Origin of the sequence: Leeuwenhoekiella blandensis MED217 (genome assembly GCF_000152985.1) — a bacterium.
GTDB classification, from domain to species: Bacteria; Bacteroidota; Bacteroidia; order Flavobacteriales; family Flavobacteriaceae; genus Leeuwenhoekiella; species Leeuwenhoekiella blandensis.
Genome location: NZ_CH672395.1, coordinates 117,591 through 131,097, shown reverse-complemented (window position 1 = coordinate 131,097; position 13,507 = coordinate 117,591). Strand labels below are relative to the sequence as shown.

The 13,507-nt window shown below is 40.6% G+C and carries 12 protein-coding genes; 5 read left to right on the top strand and 7 right to left on the bottom strand.

The window, feature by feature from the left end:
• Positions 1–27: 27 nt before the first annotated feature.
• From MED217_RS00565 to uvrC, 6 genes are all read right to left on the bottom strand, one after another.
• Positions 28–978: a tryptophan 2,3-dioxygenase family protein gene (locus MED217_RS00565; protein WP_009778510.1), complete on the bottom strand. Its 951-nt coding sequence runs from the start codon at positions 976–978 to the stop codon at positions 28–30.
• On the bottom strand, positions 978–1,754 hold the full coding sequence (locus MED217_RS00560; protein ID WP_009778509.1) for a DUF3108 domain-containing protein: 777 nt from the start codon (positions 1,752–1,754) through the stop codon (positions 978–980). Before MED217_RS00560 ends, MED217_RS00565 begins: the two co-directional genes overlap by 1 nt.
• Positions 1,755–1,963: 209 nt before the next feature.
• The gene (gene hppD, locus MED217_RS00555; RefSeq protein ID WP_009778508.1) at positions 1,964–3,124 is read right to left on the bottom strand and encodes a 4-hydroxyphenylpyruvate dioxygenase; all 1,161 of its coding nucleotides are present in this window, start codon (positions 3,122–3,124) and stop codon (positions 1,964–1,966) included.
• Positions 3,125–3,242: 118 nt separating this feature from the next.
• Positions 3,243–4,403, bottom strand: a complete 1,161-nt coding sequence (locus MED217_RS00550) for a homogentisate 1,2-dioxygenase (protein ID WP_009778507.1) — start codon at positions 4,401–4,403, stop codon at positions 3,243–3,245.
• 111 nt (positions 4,404–4,514) lie between these two features.
• Positions 4,515–6,779 (bottom strand): patatin-like phospholipase family protein, encoded by a 2,265-nt coding sequence (locus MED217_RS00545; protein WP_009778506.1) that lies wholly within the window; start codon positions 6,777–6,779, stop codon positions 4,515–4,517.
• Positions 6,769–8,574, bottom strand: coding sequence for an excinuclease ABC subunit UvrC (uvrC, locus tag MED217_RS00540; protein WP_009778505.1), 1,806 nt, complete (start codon positions 8,572–8,574; stop codon positions 6,769–6,771). Before uvrC ends, MED217_RS00545 begins: the two co-directional genes overlap by 11 nt.
• Positions 8,575–8,864: 290 nt before the next feature.
• Between uvrC and MED217_RS00535 the strand changes: the two genes are divergently transcribed.
• From MED217_RS00535 to MED217_RS00515, 5 genes are read left to right on the top strand one after another with little or no spacing between them, the layout of a single operon-like run.
• Positions 8,865–9,290, top strand: coding sequence for an ATP-dependent zinc protease family protein (locus tag MED217_RS00535; protein ID WP_009778504.1), 426 nt, complete (start codon positions 8,865–8,867; stop codon positions 9,288–9,290).
• A complete protein-coding gene (rimK, locus tag MED217_RS00530) occupies positions 9,287–10,159 on the top strand; it encodes a 30S ribosomal protein S6--L-glutamate ligase (protein WP_009778503.1) in 873 nt (290 codons plus the stop codon). Before MED217_RS00535 ends, rimK begins: the two co-directional genes overlap by 4 nt.
• A 2-nt stretch (positions 10,160–10,161) precedes the next feature.
• Positions 10,162–11,139, top strand: a complete 978-nt coding sequence (locus MED217_RS00525) for a succinylglutamate desuccinylase/aspartoacylase family protein (protein ID WP_009778502.1) — start codon at positions 10,162–10,164, stop codon at positions 11,137–11,139.
• A complete protein-coding gene (locus tag MED217_RS00520; protein ID WP_009778501.1) occupies positions 11,139–11,699 on the top strand; it encodes a 5-formyltetrahydrofolate cyclo-ligase in 561 nt (186 codons plus the stop codon). Before MED217_RS00525 ends, MED217_RS00520 begins: the two co-directional genes overlap by 1 nt.
• 55 nt (positions 11,700–11,754) lie before the next feature.
• Complete coding sequence (locus tag MED217_RS00515) at positions 11,755–12,894, top strand: sensor histidine kinase (RefSeq protein ID WP_009778500.1); 1,140 nt, start codon at positions 11,755–11,757, stop codon at positions 12,892–12,894.
• A 6-nt stretch (positions 12,895–12,900) separates the two neighbouring features.
• Here MED217_RS00515 and MED217_RS00510 read toward each other — a convergent pair whose 3' ends face one another.
• Positions 12,901–13,506: a lipoprotein signal peptidase gene (locus MED217_RS00510; RefSeq protein WP_009778499.1), complete on the bottom strand. Its 606-nt coding sequence runs from the start codon at positions 13,504–13,506 to the stop codon at positions 12,901–12,903.
• Position 13,507: the final 1 nt, after the last annotated feature.

The following is a 13,507-nucleotide window of genomic DNA, read 5'->3' as shown; positions in this document are numbered from 1 at the left end:
GGTATGTTGAAAATTTATGATTTCTGTTTATTCATTTTGTCCCCATTCGGCACGCTCTTTTTCAGACCATAGCTCTGGAAAGAAAATGCGTTTCTGATATTTGGGGTGCATATATTTCACCCAATCACTTCCTCCTGTGGCTTCTAAGGGTTCTTCACCTTGATTTAAATAATGCAAAGCCGTGCGGTAATGCGACAGAACCCATTTAATATTTACCGTATAATCGTAGTGACGCATCGCTTCAAGCAATGTTGCATCCTTTTGATCAGAAAGTGGTAAGGATTTAAATCTGGTCCACAAATTTAGGGTTTTGTATTGTTTTAGAAAACGAATGAAGTCCTCCTTATATTTTAATTCGAACGCTTTTAACGTATAGGTTTTTTCTCCTGTTTTGAAGTCTTTGCCGGCAGCTTGCCAGTATAGATGTTCAAAAACCTCGTCATAATCGATCGTTGATGCTTTGGTAGCTGTAAAGCTTTCGCGAAAGCGGGCATCGATAAGATTGGGGAGCTCTGTAGAGGCAAACTCGATATAGCGATATTGCGCGCTTTGAAAGCCACTTGCCGGGCTCAAGGTTCTTCTAAATTTGAGATACTGCTCCATATTCATCCCTTCGCGCATGATGTTGAACGAAGAGGTGAGCATATCAAAATATCTGCTGATGCGGTTTAGTTTTTCTGAAAAGAATGCTGTGGTGAGCTCTTGCTCATAAGCCACTTGTTCTAGCTCCCATAAGATCATTTTAAACAGCAACTCATTGATCTGGTGATACATAATAAACACCATCTCATCAGGAAGTAAGGTGCGCTGATTTTGTAAACTCAACAGCGAATCAACCTGAATATAATCCCAATAATTGATAGGTTTACTGTGAGCAAAGCCTTCTAGTTGATGCTCCAGGTTTTGTCCCATGGCATCAAATTTATCTTTAAGCGCTTCTAGTTGTAAATTGATTTCAGGATTGCTTTTAAACGACATTAATCTTGTATAATATAGAATGGATGCTTTAAACCTTTATAAGCGTCAATATCTGCTTTTAAAGAGCCTACCGCTAAATCTGCTTTGATTTGCAAAGGTATTTTATTTTGGTCGTCGCTAATCCAAACCGTGAGACTTTCTTTCTCTTTAAATACACGTCCTGCTTGCACATACGGTCTAAAAATAAGTGCTTTTACTTTACCAAATTTGGTCTTCACCACCTCGCGGCCTAAAAACTTGAGCTTGAACTTGAAATTTTCCTGATCAAAGAACATGTTGATCACGGTCTCGTCTCCTTCTTTTAAGGTGCTTGCATCTATTGCATTTCTTAAATAATAGAAGCTAGAAACCATATCGTGAATGTTGGGTTCTGTCTGAAAGGTTTTTATTTCATTATGCTTTTTATCATTAACCGTAGCGACACGAGCCTGCTGGTCAAAATCAATGATCTTATCTTTTGTATGCCCACCTTCATCAATCTTCCTGATAAACCGATACGGCAAGGTGGTTTGCTTGTCGATATAGGTCTCGTAATAATCTTCAACTCCAAAAAAGAGCTTGGTCATTCCCGTGGTCACTCCCTTGCCTTTTACATGGTAAACCGGCTTACCCTTCAGCGTCTCATTGTTGACAGAAAGTGTAGCTTCACCGGCTTTCCACCAGCCGCTGTAGCTTATGCGAAAGCGAAACCACTCTCCATCTTTAAAAGCAGCTTCCTGCGCAAAAGCTGATCCTGCGATTAAAAGCATTAACAATATCAAGTATTTATTTTTCATAGCGACATTAGTTTAAAGCACAACAAAAACGTTGTATATCATGCTTTTACAAGAGTTGTTCCAAAAGTAGCAAAAGCTAAAAATCCCTGCTTGAATACAAACAGGGATTTTGAAATTTTATTGGCAGCATCTAAGGATTTATCTCGATCGCTTTGGGGATGCCTGACAGGATTGCCCTGATGCTCCTCACACTATTTATTCTCCAAAAGTTAAAGCGTACCGCGCTGTGCTTGCTCCCGTTCAATAGATTCAAAAAGTGCTTTAAAGTTACCGGCACCAAAACCTTTTGCGCCCATACGTTGAATGATCTCAAAAAACAGTGTGGGACGATCTTGAAGCGGCTTAGTGAAAATCTGAAGCAAATAACCTTCTTCATCTGCGTCTACCAGAATTGAAAGTTCTTGAAGTTTATTAAGATCTTCTTTCATTGTGTCCATATGTGCCCCCAAACGACGCGGAATATCATCATAATAGGCTTGCGGAGGTGGTGGAAGAAACTCTACACCACGGGCTTTTAAAGCAGCCACAGTTTTTACAATATCATCGGTAGCAACAGCCAAATGCTGCACTCCCGGACCTTCGTAAAAATCGAGATACTCCTCGATCTGTGATTTTTTAATCCCTTCTGCCGGCTCATTGATCGGGAATTTTATTCTTCCGTTACCGTTGCTCATCACCTTACTCATCAATGCTGAATATTCGGTAGTGATTTGCTTGTCGTCAAAGGTCAGGAAGTTTACAAATCCCATCACATCCTCATACCATTTTACCCAGGTGTTCATCTCGCCCCAACCAACATTGCCCACCATATGGTCAATATATTTCAAACCGGTAGGCTCCGGATTATAATCTGATTCCCATTTGCGATAGCCCGGCAGAAACTGTCCGTTATAGTTTTTACGCTCAACAAACATATGTACGGTCTCACCATAGGTATAAATCCCAGAACGTACAACTTCGCCGTGTTCATCTTTTTCTACTTCTGGCTCCATAAACGGTTTTGCGCCACGTTTTGTGGTTTCTTCAAAGGCACTGCGCGCATCTTCTACCCAAAGCGCAACTACTTTTACCCCATCGCCGTGCTTTACAATATGCTCATTTATAGGTGACGCACTTCCTAAAGGAGAAGTAAGCACCAAGCGTATTTTGTCTTGGCGCAGCACATAGCTTACCCGATCTTTTTTTCCGGTTTCGAGACCGCTGTAAGCTTCAGATTGAAAACCAAAAGCGGTTTTATAAAAATGAGCAGCCTGCTTGGCATTACCCACATAGAATTCTACATAATCGGTTCCTAAAAGCGGCAAAAAGTCTTGCGCTCCGTCAAATATTTTTTCCAGTCCGTAGTCGACTGATTTCAATTCTTTACTCATTGTTTTATGTTTTAGCCCTGATTGCAGCGGCATCCTTTTTAATGGTTGAGCCTAAAGGCGAAAGCATTAAAAAGATACAGCGGAAAGCAGGAAATAGCTCCTAATACTCATTTAAAAATTAATGCTCTAGCCACGATTTGTAATAGGTTTCATCTGCAATAGGCATCGCATCTTCACAGATCTGTAAGGGTTTAAAAGTGTCTACCATAACTGCAAGTTCTTCGGTCTCTGTTTTGCCGATGCTGCGCTCTGTGGCTCCCGGATGCGGCCCGTGCGGAATGCCTGCCGGATGCAACGAAATATGCCCTGCTTCAATATCGTTTCGGCTCATAAAATCACCGTCAACATAATACAACACCTCATCGCTGTCGATGTTGCTATGATTGTAGGGCGCCGGAATACTCTGCGGATGATAGTCGTATTTACGCGGACAAAAACTGCACACCACAAAAGCATCGGTCTCAAAAGTCTGATGCACCGGTGGCGGTTGATGTATGCGGCCCGTAATAGGCTCAAAATCGTGAATCGAAAACGCATACGGATAATTGTACCCGTCATAACCAACTACATCAAAGGGATGCGAAGCATACACCATATCAAAAAGCTCATCTTGCTTTTTGATCTTCATTAAGAATTCACCCGACTCGTTGTTGGTTTCCAATTCGTACGGTCGGCGCAGATCCCGCTCGCAAAAAGGAGAATGCTCGAGCAATTGACCAAACCAGTTTCGGTAGCGTTTAGGCGTATAAATTGGCCTTCTTGACTCAACAATAAAGAGCCTGTTGTCTTCAGTATCAAAATCTAATTTATATATAGTTCCTCGAGGAATCAAGAGGTAATCGCCATATTTAAAATCGAGATTCCCTAAATGACTGCGGAATTTCCCACTACCGCGATGCACAAAAATAAGCTCGTCTGCATCGCTATTTTTATAAAAATAATCTTGTGTTTTGTTCTTTGGCGCAGCCAAAATAATCGTGCAATCGCTATTGGTTAAAACCGGTTTGCGGCTCTCGAGATAATCACCTTCGGGCTGGATCTCAAAACCTCTGAAGCGATACGATTGAATGTGATTGGCTTTGGCAACCTTTGGCTTAATATTTTTGCTCCCTTTGATTTCTTTAACTTGAGTAGGTCGCTGCTCGTGGTACATATTGCTGTACATCCCATCAAAACCGATGGTCCCAAAAAGCTGCTCATAATACAAGCTTCCGTCTGGCTTTCTAAATTGCGTATGTCGTTTATGTGGAATTTTACCCAGCTTGTGATAGAAAGGCATAGCTCTTAATTTTTTAGTTTAAGTAAATGATCTTTTTTTAATCATTCTTCGAAAACGATATAGTTTTTCACAAATATCGTAAAACCAACAGCCAATGTGACTAATATTTTCTTAAAACCACAATCCTAAACTGAAGTTCCAGAACACTTCATCAATTTCTGGAGAATAGGAAATCTTAGTCTGTAAGGGACCAACTAAAGTCTCAAGACCGTAGCCTACGTAATAGCCTGTAAAATCAGGTGCAGTTAACCAATCTCCCGAAGTGAAAAGATCCTGACCCAAGTTAGCAAAGTTCCCACCAAAGTTTAAGTGGTTCTTTCGGTAAAAATTATAATCAAAAGTGATCTCAGACTTTACAAGTCCGTCTCCGGTTCTACTTATCAAATCGTAGCCGTAAAACGGAATAATGTTGTTTACAAAATCATTACCCCAACCGCCCAGAACAAAGTTTAAAGTCGTGCTTTCTGTCGCACCAATTCTAAAACCTCCTTCGGCACTTAAAAGCATAGTGAGTTTAGGCGCTAATGTTTTGGCGTATTTCAGCTCTGCTTTACCAATAGAGAACTCATCAAAATTGTCGTTGTAGTCTGAAGAAAAGAGATATAAATGAAAATCTCCGTTAAAATACCAACCTGAAGTCGGGAAGTATTTATTGTCAAACGAATCTAACAACAAACTACCGTAGGTGCTGTAATAATGACTATTATCAAAATAGATCTTACCCGTATTATCATTCTCCAACCGGATACTTTCAGTATCGATTTTTAAAAATTTATGCTCAAGTCCTAAGCTAAGCGAAAACTGCTTTTGAAATAAAGTTTGTAAATACACCTGATTGGTAAAGTCGGTATAATCTACTGCGAGAGTATTGAAGTTTTCTAAAGGGAGATTATTCAACTCCTCAACAAATCGCGCATCAACGCGACTGTCAAAACTATTGTAGCGAGAACGCAACCCAAACCCGATATAAAAACCGTTATCACTATAATAATCAAAATTATAGCGAATGTTATCCCCAAGCGCCAGATCAAAAGAGACAATATCATTTTTAAAGAGCAAGCGCTTCTTGGTAACATTAATTAGCGCTGCACTTTTATAAATATCATCATAATGTATCCCGGCTTTCAAATAAGTAGTCGCCTCACTTTCGGTTAAATCGAGCACTAGATGACTTTGACCATCATCGTACTGTTCTAAACGATGATTGATACGCTGAAAGTTGTTAGTCGCCGCCAGATTGTTGATTCCGTCAAAAAGCTGCGTGTACGTCATTTTTGCCGGAGTCTTGATCTTCAATTTCCCTAAAATATAAGAGCGGGTGTAGTATCTATTCCCATTGATCGCCACACTTTTAATGCGGAGCGTATCTTGAGTTTTCAGTTTAAGATTTGGTTTTTTATACGCCGAACCTTGTAAATGGGCTAATTTTTTAAATGCTGAATCATATTCTTCGGCTTTATCCTGGCCGCCCTGAATGATTTCTGCCCCACGGTCAAAATCAACCACGGTATACCCGTCGATGTTAGGCTTGATGTAAATATCTGTTTGTTCAACCTTATCACGCATCGCTTCGATCGTGCGGTAGTTATTGATTTGAAGCAGCATTTCTGGAGCGCTCTTCAACTCGTCTTTATCGCGCAGCCCATCTTGAACGTCTACACCAATTATAAAATTAGCGCCTCGCTTTCTCAGTTCTTCAACCGGGTAATTATTAACCACACCCCCATCAATGAGAATTTTATCATCTAAAACAACAGGACTGAACAGTGATGGCAGCGCACCACTAGCGGTTATTGCTTCGGGCAAGCAGCCTTTATCTAATACAATCGCCTGTCCTTTCTCTGCATCTGTTGCGACACAAAAAAACGGAATAGACAATTTTGTGAAATCATCGGTTTCCTGAACGTGATGCGTAAGTTGTGTAAACAGATTATAGATGTTTTGACCTTTTGATAATGCTGAAGGAAAAGAGATCTTGAATTTTTCAAAAGGAAGCGCGATCGCATAACGCTCACGATCTGCACGCTCGTGAAAAGATTGTGCACTACGCGGCAAATCGTCTTGAATAAGCTTTTCAAAATCTACAGATTCAAAGATCGAATCTAATTGGTGCGCGTTGTAACCGGCGGCATACAAGCCTCCAATAATAGCTCCCATACTGGTGCCGCCTATGTAATCTATTTTGATTCCGGCGGCTTCAATTTCTTTAAGCACGCCTATATGCGCCAGACCCTTTGCTCCGCCTCCACTAAGCACAAGACCTACTTTTAAATTTTCGCCTTGCGGAATCTTTGAAAAATCTACAGCCGTGCTGTCTTGAGCTTGAACCGCCCAATGCAACAGAAAAATGAGTAGAAGACTGTAGTTAATTTTCATTTGCAGATTGCTGATAATGATTGATTATAATTTTTGCCTTTGCCGGCCCGATGACTTCGCTTAAAGCCGCTGCTGAAGCTTTTTTTACCTTACTCACCGATCTAAAATGTCGCAACAATTCAATAACCGTTTTTTCTCCTATTCCGGGAATAGTCTCAAGTTCGGTATTTATTGCCGCTTTACTGCGTTGATTTCTATGAAATGTGATCCCAAAGCGGTGCGCTTCATTACGCAATTGCTGTATTACTTTTAAGGTTTCACTTTTCTTATCAAGATACAGCGGTATTGAATCTCCCGGATAAAACAATTCTTCGAGACGCTTTGCAATCCCGATGATCGCGATCTTTCCGCGTAAGCCTAGGGCTTCTAAAGCTTTTACTCCAGACGACAATTGCCCTTTACCACCATCAACGATGATCAATTGTGGCAGAGGTTCATCTTCATTCAATAATCTTCGGTATCTTCTAAAAACCACCTCTTCCATAGACGCAAAATCATCAGGGCCTGTTACAGTCTTGATATTAAATTTACGATAATCTTTTTTGCTGGGTTTTCCGTCTTTGAAGACCACACAGGCCGCAACGGGATTTGTCCCTTGAATATTAGAGTTGTCAAAACATTCGATATGCCGCGGCTCAACCGAAAGGCGCAAATCTGACTTCATCTGTGCCATAAGGCGGTTGACGTGGCGGTCAGGATCTACGATTTTTGTCTGTTTAAAACGCTCCATTCTGAAGTACTTTGCGTTACGCTCAGAGAGTTCTACAATGCGTTTTTTGTCTCCAAGCTTAGGCACCGTTACCCGTATTCCATCTCCCAAATCAAGATCAAAAGGCACATAAATTTCTGAAGACTGCGAGTTAAAGCGCTGCCTGATCTCGATGATTCCTATAGCCAAAAGTTCTGCATCAGACTCGTCTAATTTCTTTTTCAGTTCTAGCGTATGTGATCTAATGATCGCCCCGTGCGATAGCTGTAAAAAGTTGACATAGCCATAGCCCTCATCAGAAACGATACTAAATACATCTACATTATTGATCGACGGATTCACCACCGTACTTTTGGCTTGGTAGCCTTCAAGCACCTCGATCTTTTCTTTGATACGCTGCGCATCTTCAAACTCCATCGCTTCGGCGTGCGCTTTCATTTGTGATCTGAAGCGATGCAAAGAATCTTTAAAATTTCCCTTTACAATATCCCGAATCGCATCTATATTGTCGTGATAGGTTTTTGCTGAAATTTTATCCTCGCAAGGTCCCAGACAATTGCCCAAATGATACTCTAAACACACCTTGTACTTGCCAGATTCTATCTTTTCTTTAGATAAATCGTAATTGCAGGTGCGCAACGGGTAAAGGCCTTTGATCAAATCGAGTAAGGTGTGCACCGTTTTCATACTCGTGTAAGGCCCGTAGTACTCACTACCGTCTTTTATAAGTCGGCGTGTGGGAAAAACCCTAGGAAAACGTTCATTTTTGATACAAATCCAAGGATAACTTTTATCATCCTTAAGCATCACATTATACTTAGGCTGATAATTTTTTATCATATTATTTTCCAGCAAGAGTGCATCAGTCTCACTGTTGACCACAATATGCTTTATGGTAACGATCTTCTTGACCAGCATATGTGTGCGGGCGTTGTCGTGCTTTTTATTGAAATAAGAAGAAACACGCTTCTTCAAATTCTTTGCTTTACCTACATAGAGCAGTTTTCCCTTTTTATCATAATATTGATAAACGCCGGGGCTGCTGGGCAAGGTTTTAAGCTGTATTTCTAAATCAGGGGTTTCCATACCAACCAAATTTACGGCTTATCCCGCGCTAAAAAAATTTATTAACCTGCCTTTACAGAACCTAAGTAAAGCCTTAGGCAATCATCTCAAATCAAGCGATTAAGGCTTCAGTAAAGAACAAATTTTTATTTCAGGTTAGGCCTCAGCATATTAAACCCTTTGGCGCTGCCAAGAACATAGTATATTTACAGACCAATTGTAGCTCTTTATTACTGAATGATAAATTGTTTAACCTAGTTTTAAATAAGGTACTGCAAAAAAAGAAATATGCTTTTAGTAAATTGCAGAATATGGAAAAAGTAGTAATAGGCCGTACAGACCGCGCAGACTTTCCTGCACTGGGCATAGCAGATATCGATATTAAGATCGACACCGGCGCCTACACCTCGTCTATTCATTGCAACCATATACGTGAAGAAGAAAATGTGTTGCTTTGTACTTTTCTAGATCCCAAGCATCCGGAATATAATGGAAAAGAAATGAGATTTGAGTCGTATGATATTACCGCTGTTAAAAGCAGTAATGGAGAGATTCAATACCGTTATGTGGTACAAAGTAATATTCGCTTATTTCAAAAAGTATATAAAATTTCGCTTACCCTAAGTTCTCGTGAAGATATGCGGTTCCCGGTGTTGATCGGTCGTAAATTTCTCACCAAAAAATTTATTGTTGACACCGAATTGACCGATGTGTCTCACGCTCAAAAAGCCTTATGAATCTAAAGATATTATCTAGAAACTCTAATCTTTACTCTACAGCACGCCTTATTGAAGCTGCAAAAAAGCGCAAGCATAACGTAGAAGTTATAGATCCGCTTAAATGCGACTTAATTATAGAAAAGAAAAAACCTTCGGTTTACTATAAAGGCAGATACCTTTCTGATACCGAAGCGATAATCCCACGCATTGGCGCTTCGATCACCTATTATGGTACTGCTGTGGTACGTCAGTTTGAGATGATGGGCTGTTTTACCACAACCGAATCTCAAGCACTGGTGCGCAGTCGCGATAAATTGCGCAGTTTACAAATACTTTCACGTGCGCGATTGGGTCTCCCTAAAACCGTATTTACAAACTACAGCCGTGATGTTGAAGAGATCATCGATCACGTAGGCGGCGCTCCATTAATCATCAAATTGCTTGAGGGAACTCAGGGTCTGGGTGTGGTTTTAGCAGAAACTAAAAATGCAGCAGAGTCGGTTATTGAAGCTTTTAATGGCTTGCAAGCTCGTGTTATCGTTCAAGAGTTTATTAAAGAAGCTAAAGGTGCAGACATCAGAGCTTTTGTGATTGACGGTCAGGTTGTAGGCGCGATGAAGCGTCAAGGTAAGGAAGGAGAATTCCGTTCTAACTTACACCGTGGCGGTACGGCAGAAGTGATCACCTTGTCTGACGAAGAAGAAAATGCAGCGATTAAAGCTGCCAAAGCCATGGGGCTTGGTGTTGCCGGTGTAGATATGCTACAAAGTGCACGTGGGCCGCTTATTCTTGAAGTAAATTCTTCCCCAGGACTGGAAGGTATCGAGAAGGCTACAGGAAAAGATATCGCCAAAAGCATCATTCGATATATTGAACGCGGAATATAGTTATGACTGGTTTTGATGACAAGAATGTGCTGCACATTTTGGGTGAGAAAATCGCGCCCGGGCAAAAACGCACCTTAAACTTCAACTTAGCAAAACTGTACACCACCACTTCGGTAGAAGTGCCTATCATCATACAACGTTCAAAAAAGCCCGGTCCTTGTGTGTTGATCACTGCCGGGATTCACGGTGATGAGATCAACGGTGTTGAGATCGTAAGACAGGTGATTTCAAAAAAGATCAATAAGCCTGCTCGGGGTACTATTATCTGTATTCCTGTGATCAATGTGTTTGGTTTCCTCAATATGGAACGCGCTTTTCCTGACGGAAGGGATTTAAATCGGGTTTTTCCGGGAACGCAAAATGGCTCGCTAGCCAGTAGATTTGCCTATCAGTTTACTAACAAGATTTTGCCTTTGGCCGATTTCTGCTTAGACTTTCACACCGGTGGCGGAAGCCGCTTTAATGTGGCTCAAATACGCGTAGATCCTGACAAAAAAGAGCTGATGCCGTACGCTCAAATTTTTGGAGCTCCATTTATCGTGTATTCTAAGAACATCACAAAATCCTACCGCTCTACGTGCGCAAAAATGGGTACTCCTGTTTTGCTGTTTGAAGGCGGAAAATCTCAAATAAGCGATAAAGACATCGCTCGTGCCGGCGTTCATGGCGTTATGCGCATTTTAGATCATCTTAAAATGCTTGATAAAGATTTTGTAGTACCTGAGCAGACCAAAGATTCCATCATAATTCAAAGCAGCACCTGGCTGCGCGCGAAGTACAGCGGACTCTTACATTTAAAGAGCACCTGTGGAGATTTTGTAGAAAAAAACGAAGTGATCGCGACAATTACAGATCCCTACGGAACCTTTAGACACAAGGTAAAAGCCTCAAATGATGGCTATATCATCAACACCAATGAAGCTTCGCTTGTCTATCAAGGTGATGCAATTTTTCATATTTCAACAGCTTTAGTCGACTGATGAATAAATCTGATTATCGAGCAAAATATAAAGACTTGCGGGCGACGCTTTCTGCGGAAAACTGTGACGACAAAAGCCTTGCCATCGCCAATAACTTGCTTCAACTCGACATTTGGGATTTTGAATTTTATCATCTTTTCTTAAGTATTGAAAAGCTGAAAGAAATCAACACCGAATACATATTGAATATCTTAAGCGGAAAGGACAAAAACATTGTGCTTTCAAAAAGCGATTTTAAGTCTGCATCCATGACGCATTATCTACTTACAGACAGCACGCTGCTCAAAACCAATGCCTGGGGAATTCCTGAGCCGCAAAACGGCATTCAAATGCAGCCTGAACAATTAGATGTTGTTTTTATTCCGCTTTTAGCATTTGACAAAAGAGGAAATCGATTAGGCTACGGAAAAGGCTTTTATGATCGGTTTTTAAAAAACTGTAAGCCATCTTGTCTGAAGATCGGTCTTTCGTTTTTTGAAGCCGAAGAAGAACTCCCAACTAACATTGATGACATTGCCCTAACCCACTGTATTACACCAGATAAAATCTACACGTTTTAAACCAACAGGATTTTTTTCATTATATTCAACCCCCTTTTCAAACACGATTTAACCCATGTCTAAAAAAGCTCAAAATAGATTTTTTTCCTTTTTTGATAAAACGCCCAATCCAGAACCTAAGGACCAGGAGGAAAACTTTTTTTACGAGCAAATCGCTGCGATGGTTGGTGCCGGAAGTTGGCGCATCGACTTTGTAAACAAAAAGAGTTTTATAGATAAGCAAATGCGTAGCATTCTTGAAGCTCCAGACACCTATAAACCTTCTTTGAAGCACGCGCTGCATTTTTTTGATATGGACTATCATGACGACGTGATCAAAAGTTTTAACGATCTTTCTAACGGAACTCCGGTGTTTGACAAGGTGATTAAAATGATGACCTATACTAACAAATCCTTTTGGGCACACGCCATATCAAGACCCGCGCTTGACGCAAAAGGAAAAGTTATTGGTCTTAAAGGTGTTGTTGTGAATGTTGACAAAGAGAAAGAACGCGAACTTATGCTGGAAAAAGCTATCGAAACGGTAGAAGCCAACAACTCACGCCTGTTTACCTTTGCAGATTATGTGTCGCACAACATCAAATCGCACGTTAACAACCTGGAGCTTACCAGTCAGTTGGTTGATGTTACCAAGCTTCCACAAGATCAAAAAGAGCTTTTTAATAATTATAAAGAAATTGCAGAAAGTCTTAACGGTACCGTTGCACGTTTAAATGAAGTGGTTTCTATACAAAACAGAGCTTCAGAACCGCTTAAAAAGGTGAATTTAGAAGAAGCTTTTGAACGCATAAAGAGCAAACTGCGCCCGCTGATCGAGAAAGAAGAAGCTTATTTATATTCAGATTTTTCTGAAATCCCGGTAATTGAGTATAATCCGGAATTTTTGAACAACATTTTATACACGCTCATCAAAAACGGGATCCTCAATAAAAGTGGGTCACGCAAACCCGAGATCAAAGCCTACTGCCTTGAAAATAAAAAGAAACTTTCGCTAATTGTAGAAGATAACGGCAAGGGTTATGACTTAGGCCCTAATAAGGATCAACTTTTTCATATGACACGCAGTTCAGACAACACAAACAATAGTGAATCTGTTGGCTTGTTTATTGTAAAAAATGAAGTGGAAGCCCTAGGCGGAAAGATCGAAGTAACCAGTAAGCCAGGCTACGGAACTAAATTTACCATCACCCTTTAAGCGAGATTATTCTAAGTCTTTTGAAAAAGCACGCTTGTTAAATACCAGCAATAAACCTACTCCGGTACTAATCGCCATATCTGCAATATTAAAAACCGCATTAAAAAACGTAAAGTAATCTCCGCCCCAAATAGGTAACCATTCGGGTAAGTAACCTTCCCAAATCGGGAAATAGAGCATATCTACCACACGACCGTAAAAGATGCTGCTGTAACCGCCATCCTCAGGCATAAACGTTGCAAGCTGGCCTGCACTGCTGTCGAATATAATTCCGTAGAAAATAGAATCGATAATGTTGCCAAAGGCACCGGCAAAAATGAGTGCGATCCCAACGATAAGAATACGCGAACTGTGTTTTTTTACACTGTCGTATAACCAATACCCTATAAGCGGAAGAATCCCTATTCTAAAAAGCGTAAGAATAATTTTACCGTAGTTCCCGGGAATTTTAGCACCCCAGGCCATTCCTTCATTCTCAACAAAAAGAATTTTAAACCATTCAAAAACAACAACCTGCTCCTGTAACTGAAAATGGGTTTTTATATAAATCTTGCTTATTTGATCTACAAGCAAAACAAGAACGATAATGCCTACGGCCTTTTTTAATGACATG